The sequence below is a fragment of the Roseburia sp. genome (assembly GCF_041325975.1).
GTDB classification, from domain to species: domain Bacteria; phylum Bacillota; class Clostridia; order Lachnospirales; family Lachnospiraceae; genus Roseburia; species Roseburia rectibacter.
The window spans coordinates 571,226-589,859 of the sequence record NZ_JBGLEJ010000004.1 but is presented as its reverse complement, the minus strand read 5'-3'; the positions used below and the strand labels follow the sequence as shown (position 1 = coordinate 589,859).

17 protein-coding genes are annotated in these 18,634 nt (G+C 42.1%); 14 read left to right on the top strand and 3 right to left on the bottom strand.

All coding sequences use genetic code 11. The features are described from left to right. Positions 1-47: 47 nt before the first annotated feature. Positions 48-2,048 (bottom strand): FAD-dependent oxidoreductase, encoded by a 2,001-nt coding sequence (locus tag ACDD58_RS06100; RefSeq protein WP_370776416.1) that lies wholly within the window; start codon positions 2,046-2,048, stop codon positions 48-50. Between the two features lie 328 nt (positions 2,049-2,376). Here ACDD58_RS06100 and ACDD58_RS06095 point away from each other — a divergent pair, with 328 nt between their 5' ends. After that, positions 2,377-3,258, top strand: a complete 882-nt coding sequence (locus tag ACDD58_RS06095; protein ID WP_117922312.1) for a LysR family transcriptional regulator — start codon at positions 2,377-2,379, stop codon at positions 3,256-3,258. A 522-nt stretch (positions 3,259-3,780) separates the two neighbouring features. On the opposite strand, the gene ACDD58_RS06090 is transcribed toward ACDD58_RS06095, so the two are convergent. After that, entirely contained in the window at positions 3,781-4,662 is an 882-nt protein-coding gene (locus tag ACDD58_RS06090; RefSeq protein WP_370776413.1) for a LysR family transcriptional regulator, read from the bottom strand. 255 nt (positions 4,663-4,917) lie between these two features. Here ACDD58_RS06090 and ACDD58_RS06085 point away from each other — a divergent pair, with 255 nt between their 5' ends. The 7 genes from ACDD58_RS06085 to ACDD58_RS06055 all read left to right on the top strand — a co-directional run bounded on the left by ACDD58_RS06085 (position 4,918) and on the right by ACDD58_RS06055 (position 11,969). Continuing rightward, the gene (locus tag ACDD58_RS06085; protein ID WP_117922314.1) at positions 4,918-5,793 is read left to right on the top strand and encodes a shikimate dehydrogenase; all 876 of its coding nucleotides are present in this window, start codon (positions 4,918-4,920) and stop codon (positions 5,791-5,793) included. A gap of 70 nt (positions 5,794-5,863) precedes the next feature. Then, positions 5,864-7,078 (top strand): MFS transporter, encoded by a 1,215-nt coding sequence (locus ACDD58_RS06080; RefSeq protein WP_370776410.1) that lies wholly within the window; start codon positions 5,864-5,866, stop codon positions 7,076-7,078. Positions 7,079-7,115: 37 nt separating this feature from the next. After that, a complete protein-coding gene (aroD, locus tag ACDD58_RS06075; RefSeq protein ID WP_370776408.1) occupies positions 7,116-7,880 on the top strand; it encodes a type I 3-dehydroquinate dehydratase in 765 nt (254 codons plus the stop codon). A gap of 210 nt (positions 7,881-8,090) precedes the next feature. Continuing rightward, complete coding sequence (locus ACDD58_RS06070) at positions 8,091-8,696, top strand: TRAP transporter small permease (RefSeq protein ID WP_370776405.1); 606 nt, start codon at positions 8,091-8,093, stop codon at positions 8,694-8,696. Beyond that, positions 8,697-9,986 carry a TRAP transporter large permease gene (locus ACDD58_RS06065; protein ID WP_117922318.1) on the top strand — a complete coding sequence of 430 codons (1,290 nt, stop codon included), beginning with the start codon at positions 8,697-8,699 and terminating at the stop codon, positions 9,984-9,986. It abuts the gene before it with no gap. Positions 9,987-10,001: 15 nt separating this feature from the next. Then, on the top strand, positions 10,002-11,033 hold the full coding sequence (locus ACDD58_RS06060) for a TRAP transporter substrate-binding protein (protein ID WP_370776402.1): 1,032 nt from the start codon (positions 10,002-10,004) through the stop codon (positions 11,031-11,033). Positions 11,034-11,168: 135 nt separating this feature from the next. Beyond that, entirely contained in the window at positions 11,169-11,969 is an 801-nt protein-coding gene (locus tag ACDD58_RS06055) for a shikimate kinase (RefSeq protein WP_117922320.1), read from the top strand. Between the two features lie 632 nt (positions 11,970-12,601). Here ACDD58_RS06055 and ACDD58_RS06050 read toward each other — a convergent pair. Continuing rightward, a complete protein-coding gene (locus ACDD58_RS06050) occupies positions 12,602-13,720 on the bottom strand; it encodes a DUF362 domain-containing protein (RefSeq protein ID WP_186900539.1) in 1,119 nt (372 codons plus the stop codon). 187 nt (positions 13,721-13,907) lie between these two features. Between ACDD58_RS06050 and ACDD58_RS06045 the strand changes: the two genes are divergently transcribed. The 6 genes from ACDD58_RS06045 (at position 13,908) to ACDD58_RS06020 (ending at position 18,565) form a co-directional block, all read left to right on the top strand. Beyond that, a complete protein-coding gene (locus ACDD58_RS06045; protein ID WP_370776400.1) occupies positions 13,908-14,321 on the top strand; it encodes a hypothetical protein in 414 nt (137 codons plus the stop codon). A 14-nt stretch (positions 14,322-14,335) separates the two neighbouring features. Then, positions 14,336-15,493: an alanine--tRNA ligase-related protein gene (locus ACDD58_RS06040; protein ID WP_370776398.1), complete on the top strand. Its 1,158-nt coding sequence runs from the start codon at positions 14,336-14,338 to the stop codon at positions 15,491-15,493. A gap of 105 nt (positions 15,494-15,598) precedes the next feature. After that, positions 15,599-16,789 (top strand): serine hydrolase, encoded by a 1,191-nt coding sequence (locus tag ACDD58_RS06035; RefSeq protein WP_118210537.1) that lies wholly within the window; start codon positions 15,599-15,601, stop codon positions 16,787-16,789. Further along, on the top strand, positions 16,786-17,382 hold the full coding sequence (locus tag ACDD58_RS06030; RefSeq protein WP_117922325.1) for a hypothetical protein: 597 nt from the start codon (positions 16,786-16,788) through the stop codon (positions 17,380-17,382). The genes ACDD58_RS06035 and ACDD58_RS06030 overlap by 4 nt, the downstream gene beginning before the upstream one ends. Positions 17,383-17,471: 89 nt before the next feature. Then, positions 17,472-18,119, top strand: a complete 648-nt coding sequence (locus tag ACDD58_RS06025; protein ID WP_370776396.1) for a hypothetical protein — start codon at positions 17,472-17,474, stop codon at positions 18,117-18,119. Next, positions 18,113-18,565 (top strand): GGDEF domain-containing protein, encoded by a 453-nt coding sequence (locus ACDD58_RS06020; RefSeq protein ID WP_370776394.1) that lies wholly within the window; start codon positions 18,113-18,115, stop codon positions 18,563-18,565. The genes ACDD58_RS06025 and ACDD58_RS06020 overlap by 7 nt, the downstream gene beginning before the upstream one ends. Positions 18,566-18,634: the final 69 nt, after the last annotated feature.

The window sequence follows — 18,634 nt, the reverse complement described above, 5'->3', positions numbered from 1 at the left end:
CTATTTTATAGGAAATTATATCCTATGAATTAAAATACTCTCTGGGATTACAGATAATCATGTTTTGCAAGTACATTTAAGATATTACGTCCTTCTTCAGTACCTTCAATGATTCTTCTTGCACGTTTACTGTCACCGATATTTACGATCTCTACGTTAGTATCAGCGAAAGTCTCCTCCAACTGATCTAAGATCGGGTTGTTTGCTCTCATACCAAGGCAGATGAATCCATAATCAAATGGAATTTCTTCGATCTCACCCTGTGGGTTTTTAACGATAAAGCGATCGTTCTGAACTTCCTGCAGTGCAGTATTTGTCATTTGTTTTACATTGTATTTTGCCATCTTAGCGTTGGTATCGCATTTTGTAACCGGATCAAGACCATTTCCGATCATTGGAAGCATCTCTACCATGGTTACATCAGAACCGCGCTCGGTAAAGAATTCCATTACGTCAAGACCTACGGCACCACCACCGATGATCGCAACTTTTTTGCCATCCATTTTTTCAGGATATTCATTGATGCGGTCGATCATCTTTAATACAGTAGCAACGTTGCTGTTATCTTTGTCAACAAGGTCATGCAGACCGGTGATCGGTGGTAATGTAGGTACAGAACCTGTTGCATTTACGATGATATCCGGGTTCAAGCTCTTTACTAATTCTGGTGTAGCACTTGTATTTTTGAAGATGAATAAATTGTGAAGTTTGCTTGCACGGTGAATCATATAGTTCGGGAAGTCAGCTAAACGTTTCTTGTCCGGAATCTTGGAGATTACGGAAGCAAGTCCGCCAAGCGCTGCTTTTTTCTCGATTAAGAAAGTGGTACATCCGACTTCGGCTGCAGTGCAGGCTGCCTCTAAACCTGCGGTACCGCCACCGATGACTACGACGTTGCAAGGTTTGTTGATCTTATGCTTCATGTAATCTTCGCCTGAGTTGACTGCCGGGTTTACAGTACAACGGATCGGCTGATTTAATCCGATACGATGTCCTGCACATCCGATATTACAGGAAATACATTTGCGGATATCACATTCTTTTCCAAACTCAACTTTGTTTACCCATTCCGGATCTGCGATCAGTCCACGACCCATTCCGATGAAATCAGCATCACCTTTTGCTAAGATATCCTCAGCAACTTTCGGATCACGGATGTTACCAACGGTCATACATGGTTTGCCATATTTTTCTTTTACAGCTTTTGCCATGTAAGAACGCCATCCGTCCGGTAAATAGTTTGCATCGATCTGGTACTGGATGGAACCATTCAGACCACAGGAAACGTCAAATACATCGACTTCTTTTTCAAAGTACTGTAAATACTCTAAGGTATCCTCTAAAGTATTTCCACCTTCTACCATCTCGTCAGCACTGATACGAACGAAGATCGGGAAGAAAGGTCCGACCTGTTTACGAACTTCCTCGATAACCAGTTTGGCAAATCTTGCACGGTTTTCCGGAGAACCGCCAAATTCGTCTGTTCTCTTATTGGTAGTAGGAGAAAGAAACTGGCTGATCAGGTAAGAGTGTCCTGCATGGATCTCAACTGCATCGAATCCACAGATCTGTGCACGTTTTGCAGCTTCACCGTATTTTTTTACAATATGCATGATCTCGTCTTTCTCTAATGGACGAGGAATCTCTCCGCCTGCTTTAGAAGGTACATCAGAAGCAGAAACCGGCTGCATTCCGATACGGGAAGACATTGCAGAAGCACCTGCATGGTTTAACTGGATAGCGATGCATGCACCGTGTTTGTGTACGTTTTCACATAATTTAAAAAGACGCGGGATATAGTTGTCTAAATCGATACGAAGCTGTGTAGTACCGTTAGAACCCTGAGGGGAATCAACACTTGCGTTTTCTACGATCAAAAGACCAGTACCGCCTTTTGCACGCTGCTCATAGTAATTAATATGAAGGAAACTCATTTCTCCGTTCTGCTCACCATAGTTTGTTCCCATTGGTGTCATAACGATTCTGTTTTTTACGGTCATACGACGGATGGTCATTGGTTCAAAAATATGAGGGTATTTGCTTTTCATGATAAAATCTCCTTTGCATTTAAATGAATAAATTGTGTAGTTGAGATTGTTGGATGGTGAAAACTGCAGCATAGCTTTTAGAATGTCAGAAAACGTGGCGCGGTAGGCGTGCAGTTTTGAGCGGGCAGATAATTGTGTTTTAGATAGTTACTTTTTTAACAATGAAAAAGTCTGTGTGCTCTTTCTGTGATTAATGTACCCCGAAATATTAAAAAAATCCAATTCGTTTTTTCGGGGAAAATGATAGATTTTCTCTATTGATTCTGCGCGGTAAGATTGTTATTCTTATAATATTGAAACAATTCGGAAGAAACCGGGGGATGGATTCATGAATTTAAGTCAGTTACAGTATTTTAAGACATTGGCAAAGGAAGAACATTATACAAGGGCGGCGCAGATCTTATCGATTACACAGCCATCATTAAGTCATGCGATCGCACAGTTAGAGCAGGAACTGGGAACGAGATTGTTTGAAAAAAAAGGCAGAAATGTTGTTCTGACACGTTATGGAAAGATTTTTCTTCCATATGTGGAAGAATCCTTAAAAGTATTAGAGGATGGGGTGCAGCGGACAAAAGAATTAAATGGAAGCAAAGAAGGTATGATACATCTTGCTTATATTTATACTTTAGGCAGTACATTTGTACCGAAAATGGTGCGGAGATTCTTAGATGCTTACCCGGATTACCATATTGAGTTTCATTTTATTGTCGGAACGACAGGAGATATTTTAGAGGGACTGAAAAATGACAGGTATGATATGGTATTCTCCTCTTATCAGGACGGGGAGCCGGATATCGAATTCCGGCAGATCGGCGATCAGAAGTTAGTGCTTGCCGTACCGAAAAACCACCCGCTTGCCATGTACGATACGGTGGATTTAAAAGATACCGTAGATTATCCACAGATCTATTTCCAGAAAGGAAGCGGACTGCGCCCGGTGATCGACCAGATGTATGAACAGATCAGCGTATTTCCAAAGATCGCCTTTGAAATAGAGGAAGACGGCAGCATGGCAGGACTTGTCGCCCAGGGATTTGGCATTGCAGTCATGCCGGATATTCCAATCTTAAAAACCCTCGACGTCAAAACCCTGACCATCACAAACCCGGAATACGAACGCCATGTCTACCTTGCCACCATGAAAAAACGCTACCTCTCCCCCGTAGCGAAATCCTTTATCCAGTTTGTCACGCAGGAGACAGAGTGAAGCGAAACTCACCAATACAGAAAACAGAGTGAAGCGAAACTCACCGATACAGAAAACAGAGTGAAGCGAAACTCATCGATACAGAAAACAGAGTGAAGCGAAACTCATCGATACAGAAAAACAGAGTGAAGCGAAACTCATCGATACAGAAAACAGAGTGAAGCGAAACTCATCGATACAGAAAACAGAGTGAAGCGAAACTCACCGATACAGTAAAGTCAGTTGTGAGGCGGGAACCCATTTATAAGAAGGTGCTCTGGAGCCGCCGGTACTTAGCGACCGTATTCTGGTCGCTTAGTACCGCTGCGAGCGACAGGCAGCGCAAGCGTGCCTTCGTTAAATGGGTTCCCGCCTCACAATATTCACAGCCTGCAATGAGTTTCGCGTAAGCTGACAGCCGTATTATCAATGGAATGAGTTTCGGGCAAGCTGACAGCCGCATTATCAATGGAATGAGTTTCAGGCAAGCTGACAGCCGTATTATCAATGGAATGAGTTTCGGGCAAGCAGACAGCTGCATTATCAATGGTATGATTTCCGTACAAACTGGATAAACCTCTGCACAGCCGGCAGTTGATATTTTCCCCGCATATATCCCATATATACCGTGTGTGAAAAAGTTTCCTGTGAAATGAGCGGCCTGATGCAGATATCATCCCTGTGAATCGTATCAACATCGGCAACGAGAGCAATCCCAAAGTTTTTTGCCACAAGTGAGGCAATTCCGTTTTCATCCGGAGACTCGCAGATAAAATTCGGGATCACACCGTGGTCATTAAAAAAGTTACGTGTGTATTTGCCAAGACCGGAATGTCTTGCGTATCCAAGCACCGGGTATTTTTCGAAATCCCCGGCTTCAATTTCAGCTTTTTTACCGAGAGGATGTCCTATGGGAAGGATTGCCACAAGGTCCTGCTTTATAATAGGTATAAACTCAATATTTGGTTCATTCGCAGAGTAGGAACCAAAGATCAGATCATAAGAACCTTTCTTCAGACCTTCTATATTCATGGAAGTAATATCCTGAAAAAAATGAAACGTAATATTTTTATTCTGCTCTAAGGAAAGAAAAGCGCGTACCGTATTTGGAATAAATTCACGGGCAAGCGGGGAAACATAAGCAATATCAATATGTCCACCGTTTGTTGCAATCTGCTGCATTTTATTTGAGGCGCGTGTAACATCATCTAAAATCTGCGTGACATGCTCTAAAAAAATCTCCCCGGCTTTTGTGAGCGTGACATTTCGCCCGCGTTTTTCAAAAAGTGTGACACCAAGTTCATTTTCTAAAGCAGCAATGGAACGGCTTAAACTTGGTTCTGAAATATTCATTTTTTCTGCTGCCTGGTTGAAGTGCTGAAGGATGGCTGCTTGGTAAAAATAACTCAATTGATTAAGTGTCATGTATAGATCTCCTTATAAATGATAGATAATATCTATGGATTACAAAATAAAACCATTGTTTTTGTACACATTATATCATGATTAGTACATTAAAACTATTAAAAAAGCATGAAATTGGCATTGGATGTATTGAAAAAAGCGTTGTATAATAATTACATCAGAGGTTGTTAAGTTTTTAACAAAGCGGGCAGGTAATGTTAAAAACATGAAACTAAATAAGAAAATCAAACAAAAAAGAAAAAGGAGAACACTACTATGGCAGAGAGAATCACAGGTCACACAGAGCTTATCGGATTAATGGCTTACCCAATCAGACATTCAAGTTCACCGGCAATGCACAATGAGGCATTTGCATATTTAGGACTTGACTATGCTTACCTTGCATTCGAGGTTGACAACAGTACATTAGAGGATGCGATCAAAGGTCTTCGCGCATTAAAGATGGTTGGTTCTAACGTATCTATGCCAAACAAAACAGTTGTTGGTCAGTATCTTGATAAATTATCACCGGCTGCAGAGCTTTGCGGAGCTGTAAATACGATCGTTAATGACAACGGTGTATTAACAGGACATATCACAGATGGTATCGGATTTATGCAGGCATTAAAAGACAACGACATCGACGTGATCGGAAAGAAAATGACCATCGCAGGTGCCGGCGGAGCTGCAACAGCAATCGAGATCCAGGCTGCATTAGATGGCGTAAAAGAAATCTCTATCTTCAACATTCATGATAAATTCTGGGAGAACGCAGAGGCAACTGTGAAAAAGATCAATGAGAGAACAAACTGCAAAGCTACTCTTTATGATTTAGACGACAAAGAGAAATTAAGAGAAGAGATGGCAGATTCTTACATCTTCGTAAACGGAACAGGTGTTGGTATGAAACCGTTAGAGGGAATGTCCGTTGTTCCTGATAAATCTTTCTTCCGTCCGGAACTGATCGTTGTAGACGTACCTTATTCTCCGCTTGAGACAAAGATGCGTTCCATGGCAAAAGAAGTTGGATGTAAGACAATGAACGGTCTTGGCATGATGTTATTCCAGGGAGCAGCAGCATTTAAACTCTGGACTGGAAAAGATATGCCGATCGAGCATATGAAAGAAGTATTAAACATCAAATACGAATAAAATCCCCCAGTCACATGCGGCGGTATGAAAAAATGCCGCTGCATCACAAACCAAATTGAGGAGAAAATCAATGAACAAAAAATATTTACCGAGCGCACTGATTCTTTATTTAAATTATTTTATCCATGGTGTCGGATGTTCTATTTTAGGACAGGCAGTGATCAAGGAAGCTCTTGCTGCATCCTGGGGTGTGGAAGCTATGGCGATTACAGCTATTTCTGCCGCACTTGGACTGGGAAGACTGATCGCACTTCCATTTGCAGGTCCTCTTTCTGATAAGTTAGGACGTCGTATCTCTACTGCAATCGGAAGCGGTTCTTATGCAGTATATCTGATCGGTCTTGCGCTTGCATTTAATGCAGGAACAAATGGTGGATATCAGATCGCATATATCTGTGCCATCATCGGAGGTATTGCCAACTCTTTCCTTGATACCGGAATTTACCCGGCTGTAGGTGAGATCATTTATAAAGCACCTGGCGTTGCAACAATGGGAATTAAATTCTTCATTGCGATCGCACAGATGATCCTGCCGTTCGTACTTGGCGTAACGGTAGCAACAACAGCAGCAGGTCTTACATCTTATAACACATTATTCTTTGGATGTGGTATCATTTATATTGTATTATTAGTATTAGTAATGCTTTTCCCTCTTCCGGATGCGGATCAGAAGGCAGCGGGAGAAAAAGAAGGACTGATCGCCAGCTTAAAACATACACATTTTTCCATCGAGTCTGTTGCGATGATCCTGATCGGATTCACCTGTACCGGTACATTCCAGCTCTGGTTAAACTGCGCACAGAACTTTGCAAAAGAGAATGTGGGCTGGACAGATCCTTCCATTATGCAGACTTACTATTCCGCAGGAACCATGCTTGCTTTGATCGTAACTGCATTACTGACAAGAAAAATTAAAGACGTCAGATTTATTCTGATTTACCCGGTAATTTGTCTGGCTACACTGGTTGTTGTATTAGTCGGAAAGAGCCAGCCTCTTATGATCGCAGGTGCATTCTTAATCGGCTGGGCAGGCGCAGGCGGATTACTTCAGATCGCTACATCAGTCTGCAACATGCTTTTCCCGAAAATCAAAGGAACGGTAACTGCACTGGTTATGATCGCATCTTCTCTGTGTAACTACACGATCCTGACAGCAGCATCCAAAATGCAGCCTTCACAGGTTATGGTTATGAATATCGTGCTGACAACAATCGGTGTGGTACTGGGATTATTTGTAAACCTTCGTTACACAAGTATGGTTGAGCAGGCACAGGCAGATAATTAGGAGAAGATCTATTAAAGTAAAAACAGGAGGAAAAATAATGAGTTCATATGTAGAAGTTCGTGGTGTGAAAATCGGTGAAGGCGTACCAAAAATCTGCGTACCGATCGTTGGCAAAACAAAAGAAGAGATCCTTGCAGCAGCAAAGTCTTTTGCAGATGTAAAGATGGACGTTGTTGAGTGGCGTGTTGACTGGTTTGACGGCGTGTTCGATTTCGCTCAGGTAGAGGACGTGTTAAAAGATCTGCGCCCGGCACTTGGTAATACACCGATCCTGTTCACTTTCCGTACCTCTAAAGAGGGTGGCGAGAAAGCGATCGAGCCAGATGTTTATGTAGAATTAAATAAAAAAGCAGCAGCAACAGGGCTGGTTGATCTGGTTGATGTGGAGGCTTTCACAGGTGATTCTTATGTGAAAGAGATCATTAAAGCTGCACATGAAGCTGGTGTGGCAGTTGTTGCTTCCAATCATGACTTTGACAAGACACCGGATAAAGATGATATCGTAGGACGTCTCCGCAAAATGCAGGATTTAGACGCAGATATTCCGAAGATCGCAGTAATGCCGCAGAATAAAAAAGATGTTTTAACACTTCTTGCAGCAACAGAAGAGATGGTATCTGAATATGCAGACAGACCGATCATCACCATGTCTATGGCAGGAACCGGTTTGATTAGCCGTCTGTGTGGTGAAGTATTCGGTTCTGCACTGACCTTTGGCGCAGTTGGAAAAGCATCTGCACCGGGACAGATGAACGCAGCAGATTTAAATACTGTTTTAAATCTGATCCATGAGAGTATGTAATAAGCGTATTTTTGAAAAGGATGTCCCGTATCGAGACAATTCTCATAAGTAACAAAAACCGGATGTCAAATGAAGTGTCTTTTGACACCCGGTTTTTTAATTCACAGGAAATCAAATTTGAAAAAAACCAGAGAAATCTGATAGGATATAATAATAAATGAGCGAATCTGTATGTCAAAAAAGTTATACGAGGGAAGGAGAAAAGGCTGCATGAAAAAATTTATTCATGTCATAGACGAAAGTCTTGAAGAAATTCTGATGGTTCTCATGTTAGCGGCTATGACGCTGATCATGGGATGTCAGGTATTTTCCAGATATATTCTTGGAGTATCGCTTTCGTGGTCAGAGGAGATCACAAGATATCTGTTTATATGGTCTGCATTTTTAAGTGTGAGTCTCTGTACCAGAAAATGCATTTCTATCAAGGTGGATCAGTTTATCAAAATGTTCCCAAAACGTGGAAAAACTATTTTTAAAATCACAAATCTGACCTTAGAATTTGTATTTTTTGTTTATCTGATACCGTTCTCCTTCCTGTATTTAAAGGCAACGATCGAGAGTGGACAGGTCAGCCCGGCATGTGGACTGCCAATGTATTATGTACAGTCGGCTCCATTTTTCTGCTTTATTCTGACCGCATTCCGTATCGTGCAGCGCTGGTTTGGTGAGTGGCGTATTTTGCTTGGAAAAGAAAAGAAGCCATTAGAAGAGGGTAATATCGCGTCCGTGATCGAGGAAGCAGTGATTGAGGCTCCGGAACAGCCGGATCATGTAAATACAGATGATTCACATTCTGCAGTGGAAAAGGAGAAATAGATGTCAGCAGTTGTTGTTTTTATTATTTTTGCCATATGTCTTATCATTGCAATTCCGATCTCTATTTCACTTGGAATTGTAGCTGTACTGCCGGGAGCATTTGATGCTTCTTTTACGGCAAGTGCCGGATATGTCATCCGTTCCATGGTCGGAGGAATTGACAGTTTCCCGTTACTTGCAGTGCCGATGTTTGTGCTTGCGGGAATCCTCATGGCACACGGCAAGATTTCAGAAAAATTATTTGATGTATTTGTATATTTTCTTGGAAATAAAAGAGCGGGGATTCCATGTGCAGTGATTATTACCTGTCTGTTTTATGGTGCAATCTCAGGATCAGCCCCGGCGACGGTTGCGGCAGTCGGCAGTATGACGATCCCGCTTCTGATCGAGCTTGGTTATGAGAAAGATTTTTCCACGGCGATCGTTGCTGTGGCAGGCGGTCTGGGAGTTATCATCCCGCCGAGTATTCCATTTATCATGTATGCGATGGCGACGGGTGAATCAGTCAGTGATCTGTTTTTAGCAGGAATCGTACCTGGAATGATGATCAGTGCACTGCTGATCTTTTATGCATATTATTACTGCCGCCATCATGGAGAAGACAGAGAAAAGATCCAGGCAAAAATGAATCAGCTCAAAGAAAAAGGTTTCTTCAATATTTTAAAAGAGAGCATCTGGGCACTGCTCAGTCCGGTGATCGTACTTGGCTGTATTTATACCGGTGTGGCATCACCGACAGAGGCGGCTGTCATTTCTGTATTTTATTCTTTATTTGTCAGTCTGTTTATTTATAAGTCCATTAAAGTAAAACAGATCTGGGGCATTATGGTGGAGGCGATGAAGACCTATGCACCGATCTTATTTATCCTTGCAACATCGACGGCATTTTCGCGTGTACTTACGCTGATGCAGGTTCCACAGGATGTCAGCGCATGGATCATGACACATTTTTCAAATGAGATCGTACTGCTTCTTGTGATCAATGTGGTACTCTTGATCGTTGGTATGGTCATGGATACGACTCCGGCGATTCTGATCTTAAGCCCGATCTTACTGCCGATCGTGCAGCATGTTGGAATGAATCCGATCCACTTTGGTGTCATGATGATCGTAAACCTTGCAGTTGGATTTGTTACACCTCCGGTCGGTGTCAATCTGTTTGTGGCAAGTTCGCTTACGAATGTGCCGATGATGCAGATCGCAAAAAAAGCAATGCCAATGATCGGATATTTCCTGCTTGCACTGCTTTTGATCGCATTTATTCCGGCAATCAGTCTTTGTCTGCTTTAAAAGGAGGGCAAATAATTGAAAAATTATAAGAAAAAAATAGTGTGCGGAGTGCTTGCAGGTGCGGTACTTTTGATGAGCGGCTGCGGAAATAAAGACGCACAGGATCAGGTGAGAGTACAACGGTATGCATGGCCGCTTGGAAGTTCGAGTCCGGAGGATACAGTCACACAGATCTATGCGGAGAAATTTGCTGAAGAAGTGGAACGCTTAAGTGATGGAACTATGCTGATTTCTGTTTATCCAAACAGTGTACTTGGCGGAGACAGGGAATTATTAGAATCCTGTAAAGAAGGGGATATTCCTTTTGTGGTACAGAACACGGCACCGCAGGTAACTTTTATGCCGGATGTTGCAGTATTTGATATGCCGGCAGTGTTTGAAACCATCGATGAAGTGCGGGAACATGTGGATAACCCTGACTTCCTTTCCATGATGCAGCAGGTATATGGAGATGCAGGATATGTTCTTTTGGGATATGCCGATCAGGGATTCCGTGTCATGACGACAAACCGTAATGTACAGTCTATTTCTGATTTTAAGGGACAGAAGATCCGTACCATGGAAAACTCCTATCATATGGCTTACTGGAAAGCACTTGGTGCAAGTCCGACACCGATGACATTTTCAGAGGTTTATATCGGGTTGCAGCAGGGAACCATTGATGCGCAGGAAAATCCATACGAGGTTATTGTTTCTAATAAGTTGTATGAACAGCAGGACTATGTTGTTGAGACAAACCATCTGCCACACCTGATCTCACTGATCGTCAGTGATGAGTTTTTTGAGGGTTTAACAGATGAACAGCAGGAGATTATCCGGGAAGCTGCGGAGACGGCAAAAGAATATGCCAGAGAGCAGTCGGATGAGCGTATCGCATCCCGTATCCAGACAATTGAAGAGAGCGGTACAAAGATCATTTCACTGAGTGATGAGATGTATAGCCAGATCCGGGAACTTTGTAAACCTGTGTATGAGTCGATTGAAAACAATATTTCTGAAGATCTGATTGATGCATATCTTGGTGATATGAAAGATGTGGTTGAATAAAAAGCTGTAAAAAATGATATCATCCACTTTAAAACATAAATACTTTAAAGTGTTAAAATATTTTGCTTGCGGAATGAAAGGTATCTTGTTATAATGCTTTTTATAGAATAAAGAGGAAAGTGCAGGTAAATTATAATGGATAAGATAGAAGCAATCCGTGATAAAATTGGAGAATGTGATGATATTATCATCGAACAGCTTGCGGTTCGAATGTCATATATACAGGAAATCATTTCTTATAAGAAAGCAACCGGTATTCCAATCTTACAGCCGGAACAGGAAAAGAAGCAGACAGACGCATTAAAGAACAAACTTGGTGATAATGAGTTTGAGGAAGAGATTCTTGATATTTTCAAATATATCATGAAAAACAGCCGACGTATTCAGGCAAAGAGCCTGTTTGATTACAATATTTTCCTGATCGGATTCATGGGAGCAGGAAAGAGTACGATCGCCGGTGAGCTGAAAGATAAACTTGAAATGGATCGTGTGGAGATGGATCAGATGATCGTAGAAAAACAGGGTATGTCCATTTCTGAGATCTTTGATGAATACGGTGAGGCATATTTCCGTAACTTAGAGAGTAATACTTTAATCGAAATGCAGAAGAGAAAACAGACGATCGTTTCCTGTGGTGGTGGTGTTGTCATGAGAGAAGAGAATACCGATCACATGAAAAAGAATGGACGTGTCGTACTTCTGACTGCAAAACCTGAGACGATCTATGAGCGTGTCAAAGACAGTGATGAACGCCCGATCCTGAACAATAACATGAATGTTGAGTTTATCAGCAGCCTGATGGACAAACGAAAAGACCGTTATGAGGCTGTTGCAGATATTACAGTTGCCACTGATGGAAAAAATGTCACGCAGATCTGTGAGGAGATCATTTCCAAACTGATCGCGTTGGATAATGCAAAAGAGTCAGAAGTATAAGGTTGATTTATGATATGATGAAAAAAGCTATCGCATAAATTGCGGTAGCTTTTTTCGGGTATTATGATGTGATTGGGTTAAATATGATGGGAGCTGCGTGATAAATGATGGTTCGGGTGTGATTTGAGTTCCCCGGCGAAGGGGCGCAGTTTTGTGAGTGGCAAATTGCATCAAGCCGGGACTGTTTTGTTTCGTTGTCCGAAAATAAGGCAAGCTAAGTCAGCCTGATTTAGTGTTTCTCGGAGTGACGTGTGCGTCTTAAACGCCCCGTCCAGGGGCATTAAGACTTGTGCTGCCATCCGTGGCAGCACAACACTGTATCGTGAACAGGCAGACTAAGATTGTCTAATTTTCTCCCAAAGTCACAAAACGAATCCTGGCTTGATGCAATTTGCCAGCCGCTAAGTTGTGAACCACCCTTCGCCGGGGAACTCATTTTACACCCTTGGCGGTATGTAAATTTTTATGGTGTTCATTTCAAAACTGTCGAAATAAACAAATTGTGGTGATTATGGAAAAATTTAAAATATTTCGTATTATTGGTTTGGCAGTCTGTGAAATGATTCGTGTAATGCAATGTGGCAGATAAAAATTCTGGCAGGTCATTAGGCTGAATATCAATTTCAAATGCACTAAAGCGTAATCAGCTTATACTGGTCACTTCCCAGTCCGATCTTCACTGCATGAGAAATGCAGCTTCTCCACTCCGTATCCGGATGTGTCATATGGAAATGATCGTGATCTTTCTCATTGCCATGAACTTTTATATTTTCACCAAGGACACTGTTTTCCACCGGAGTCATCTGGTTGCACAGATCAGCACAGGCAACGTCAAGTGCGACCGGATCGAAAGATGCTAACATACCGACATTTGGAATGATCGGAATATCGTTTTCTGCATGACAGTCACAATTGGGTGAAACGTCGCAGATCAGTGAAACATGGAAACACGGACGGTCTTTGCAGACAGCTAAACTGTATTCTGCCATCTTATAGTTGAGCATGGCGATGGAATCATTGTAATCAGCAGCGATCGCATCCTTCGGACATACAGCTAAGCAGCGCCCGCATCCGACACATTTATCATGATCGATCGATGCTTTATGATCTTTAAACTGTGGTGCACCGTGCGCACAGATCCGGCTGCAGGCACCACATCCGACACATAAGGACTGGTCTACACTTGGTTTGCCATCGCAGTGCTGCTCCATTTTTCCGGCTCTTGAACCACATCCCATGCCGATGTTTTTGAGTGCACCGCCAAAACCTGCCATCTCGTGACCTTTGAAATGCGTCAGGGAAATAAAAACATCTGCATCCATGATAGCATGTCCGATCTTTGCTTCTTTGACATATTCACCGTCGATCGGAACGATCGTCTCATCCGTACCTTTTAAGCCGTCACCGATGATGACATGGCATCCGGTCTGGTAAGGGGAAAATCCATTGACATAAGCTGTCTCAAGATGGTCTAAGGCATTTTTACGGCTGCCGACATATAAAGTATTGCAGTCAGTGAGGAAAGGTTTTCCACCTAGTTCCTTGACATAATCGGCAACGACTCTGGCATAATTCGGACGAAGAAATGCAAGATTGCCATATTCACCGAAATGTATTTTGATCGCTGCGTATTTGTCAGTAAAATCGATCGTTTCAAAACCGGCTGTTTTCATAAGACGGTGTAATTTCTGGAGCAGATTTTCATGCTCTGTTGCTTTAAAAGATGTAAAATAAACGTTTGATGCTTCCATACTGTGTGCCTCCTGTACGTTTCATATAAGGGGAGTGCCCGCTCCCGGATATATGATATTTATTATCTATAATTATATAAGAAAAATATAGAAATGTCAGTAGAAAAAATGTCAGATTATGCTATACTAAAGTACAGAATGTTACTGTTTACCCGAAGTGCAGAGTAAGAAAACGGAGGAAAATCCGATGAAACAGCAGAGCAAACCAAAGAAAAGCAAAAAAGAAAACAATCATATGCCGGGCGATTGGTTATATTTTGCACCTGAAAATGTGACAGTACGTCATATTTTTGATGTGCTTACAAATGCAAATGATGATACAATAACAGCATCTTATGAGGTAGAGATCTGGGAGGATGCTGGTGTATTGGAAGTAGGATTAAGTGATGGAGCAACGCTTGATATTGAACAGACAGAGATTCCGGCAAAAGATGAGATCACAGCGGCATTTGCGAAAGAACATGGATGTGAGTGTGTATTTCTTGTTACCATAAAACCGGAAGAATTTGATATCGCAAAGAATGCAATGCAAAAGATCGTGGCTTCTTTAGGCGGACTTTTCTGCGGAGACACCGAGGATTTTACACCAGTATTGCAATAGAAAAGAGGAAGAATATGACAGAAAAATTATACGATCAGGATGCATATGCAGTAGAGTTCGATGCAAAAGTTTTATCCTGTGAGGCATATCATGATAAAGATGAGAGTGGTTACCATGTTGTATTGGACAGGACACTTTTCTTCCCGGAAGAAGGCGGTCAGAGTCCTGATAAAGGAACGATAAACGGCATAGAGGTGACTGATGTACAGATCAAAAAAGATGTGGTCACACACAGTTTAAAAGAACCGCTTGCTGTTGATGAAAATGTACATGGAAAGATTGACTGGACACATCGTTTTAACAATATGCAGCAGCATTCCGGTGAGCATATATTTTCCGGGATCGTACACAGCAGATTTGGATATGACAATGTCGGATTTCATTTAAGCGACAATATAGTTACAATGGATTTTAATGGTGTCCTGACCGCAGATGAGGTCAAAGAGATAGAGACGGCAGTCAATGATGTGATCGTAAAAAATCTCCCTGTGGAAATTACTTATCCGGCAAAAGAAGAACTTGCAGCACTTGATTACCGCAGTAAGATCGAGATCGAGGGACAGGTGCGTATCGTGACGATCCCCGGCGTGGACGTCTGTGCCTGCTGTGCACCGCATGTAAAGCGTACAGGTGAGATCGGAACACTCAATGTACAGAGCCTTTCTAATTATAAACGTGGTGTCAGAATCAGTATTTTAAGCGGTTTTCGTGCCTTAGAGGAGGAACAGAAAAAATCACAGATCATTTCAGCAATTTCCGGTACACTTTCTGCGAATCAGGAGCTGCTTCCACAGCTTGTGGAAAAATTAAAACAGTCCAACCAGGATCTGAAATACAAACTGGCACAGGCAAAGCAGAAACTCATTGATCAGAAGATCAAAGAGATTCCTGCAGAACAGGAAAATGTACTTTTGTTTGAGACAGATCTTGATACACCGGTCATGCGTAATGCCATCAATGGGCTTGTGGAAGCACATGACGGGATCTGCGGTATTTTTGTGGAAAAAGAAGACGATGGTTATAATTTTATCATCGGAAGTAAAACAAAGGACTGCAGGGAGATTGCCGCCCTGCTCCGCGAAAAAACCGGTGCACGAGGTGGCGGAAGTGAGGCAATGATTCAGGGATCTGTCACTGCAGATGAGAAAGTGTTAAGGAAAATATTGATCTGATGTGTATACAGTATGTGTGAATGGCAGCGGTTGTCAGTGCGTTAACAGCACGATATGATTTATCGGATTTTTTACAGCAGTATGTGTGGAAATGGGGAAACTTCAATGGAATTAAGTCAGAAACTGGAACAACTGATTGAAAAATCAGTAGAAAAAAAGGAGATTGCCGGAGCGAATATTCTGGTCATACAGGATGGAAAGGAAAAGGCATTTGCAGCAGGCGGACATGCAGACATTAAAGCAGGCAGAAAATATGAGCGTGATACCATAGTACGGCTTTATTCCATGTCAAAACCGGTTACATCTGCTGCTGCCATGCTTTTAATGGAGCGGGGGCTTCTTGATCCGGGAGCTTTTGTGGAAGAATTTCTGCCGGGATTTCACAATGCGATCGTTGCAGAAGGAGGAAAACTGGTTTCGGCGGAGAAACCGGTCAGAATCTGTGATCTGCTCAATATGACATCAGGTCTGATGTATGGTGGAGATATCACGAGCGTCTGTTCCATGGAGACGGAAAAACTTTTTGACCGGATCAAAGAACATTTATATCTGGAAGATGCGCTGACTACGCAGGAGATTGCAAACCGTCTTGGTCTGATACCGCTTCAGTTCCAGCCTGGAGAAAGTTTTCAGTATGGTACATCTGCGGATGTACTTGGAGCAGTCATTGAAGTGATCAGTGGAAAGTCTTTTGGAGAATTTTTAAAAGAAGAATTTTTTGAGCCGCTTGGCATGAAAGACACTGCATTTTATGTGCCGCAGGAGAAACAGAACCGTCTTGCAAAAGTGTACCAGAGGACGGAAGATGGACTAAAACTTTATACGGAAGATCATCTTGGCATCATGAATGCAATGAAACAGGAACCGGCATTTGAATCGGGTGGCGCAGGACTGGTTTCAACGTTAGATGATTATGCGAAGTTTGCGTCAATGTTAATGCAGGATGGCTCTTATCAGGGAAAACAGATATTAAAAACGCAGACAGTACGATATATGACAAATGGATCATTAATGCCTTGGCAGCAGGAAGTATTAGATCAGTGCTGGGAGGGGATTCGCGGATATACCTATGCCAATTTATTGAGAATCCAGAAAGATCCTGGAAAATCCCCGCTGTTTACTTCAATAGGAGAATATGGCTGGGATGGATGGCTTGGGGCATATTTCTGCAACAGCCCAAAAGACGGTCTTACGATGCTGCTTACCATGCAGCTTAAGGATGCGGGAACGACATCATTGACAAGACGTTTAAAGAATGTGATCTGGAGTGAACTTTGCGGAGGAAGACAGAAATGAATTTTGACTTTATGATGGAATGCGAGATAAAAGATCCGAAAATCAAGACTGCGTACGATGAAATTTACAAAGAGCTTGTGGAAGCAGAAAAGCACTACTGGAAGGAACCACAGCAGAGCGGGATTTTGTTCCGTAAAACGGCAGAGCGGATATGCCGCTTTTATAATGATTATTATGAGATCGGATTTTCGGAAGGTACACTGTTAGAAGAGTTTTTATGTTATACCGACAAAGAAGAGCATAATGTTTTAGTGAGCCGTTTTTTCAGCACTGTCAAGGATCAGAGGGATCGTCTGAATAAATTAAGAGTGCTTGGAGATGACTGTATCTGGGGGGAAGAAGGACCGGACCGTGGAATGGAATTTTGTGACCGCATGGCACAGGATGCAGAGAAAATGGCAGATGCGATGATGGAAGTCATTAAAGACATGTGCAGGCATTTTAATGGCAGAACAGATGTAGATGACAGATTTTTTTTCGTTGACTGGGTACCGGATTATTCAGAAGAAGAAAGATTTCCCAAAAAAGAAGAAGAAAAAAAGAGCAGGCCTTCTATTTTTTCAAGATTTTTTTGTGGAAAAAGCAGTACATAAAGAGGACATGATTTGAAGAATAAGATAAAAAACAGGATATCGAATGCGTATTGTATTTTCTACGCAGGAAATAAGTGATACAGGGCATTGTGTGCGTTTTTTTACATCGCATATGGCTGTTCTGGGTATATGCGGATGACAAGCTGATCTATTCGGTGGAACAGTTACACTCGGTTTTTGGCAATTCGCCGGGAGTGATATGGAATTTTGTGGATGTACCGTCAGAGACAGAACAACTTACTGTGATCGTCCGGGCAGCATATCCGCAGGTCCGTCAGAAAAAGATTGATTTTTATGCCGGGGATACCGGACGGATGTATAAATATTTGTTATACAGTTCAGAAGCCGAGGTTATTGTCAGCCTGCTCGAAATTATGGTGGGTGTTGTTTTAATCGGATACTGGCTGATGGCGCATAAAAGAGTTCCAATCGAACGTGATATTTCATATTTTGGTGTCTTTGCGTTATTGACGGGGATATGGTCTTTTAATGAAACAAAGATGGCAACGATCCTGATTCCAAGCCGGACGGCATGTGCATTTGTTTCGGCAGTTTCACTGATGTTGATGATACCGCCGTTTGTTCAGTTTATGAAGTGTTTCTGGAAAATAAAAGACAGATGGATTTCAGAGACGATCTGTGTCATGGCATATCTTAATTTTGTTATTCAGATGCTGCTTCAACTGACAGGAATCCTGGGATTAAGACAGATATCATTGGAAGATTTGGTGTGCTGACCGGTCTGTATAACCGTAATTCTTATGATGAATGGGTAAAAGAAAAACAACAGGCAGATGGAACACTGATCGTGACATTTGACCTGAATAATTTAAAACACTGCAATGATACGATGGGGCATGCGATGGGTGATTCTTATATCAAAAATGCTGCTGAGATCATTTCGCGTGTATTTGGCAGCCATGGAAGATGTTACCGCATTGGTGGTGATGAGTTCTGCGTTGTCATTCAAAACAGGGGTGGTTTTGATCTGGAAGAAAGACTGAAAGAACTTGAATTGGAACAGCAGGAGTTTAATCAGAGCCATACGATTCCAAAGATACAGATTGCCTATGGTTTTGTCGGATTTGATGCAGAGAAGGATATGGATTTCGAAGCGGCGAGATCCCGTGCAGATGTTAAAATGTATGAAAAGAAAAGAGCATTAAAAGGAGGGGGCAGATAATGTTCCCTTCGTTTTTGTTTCTTAAAAAGTACCGGCGTTAGACTTTAAAATTGTTTCTTTAGCGTGTAT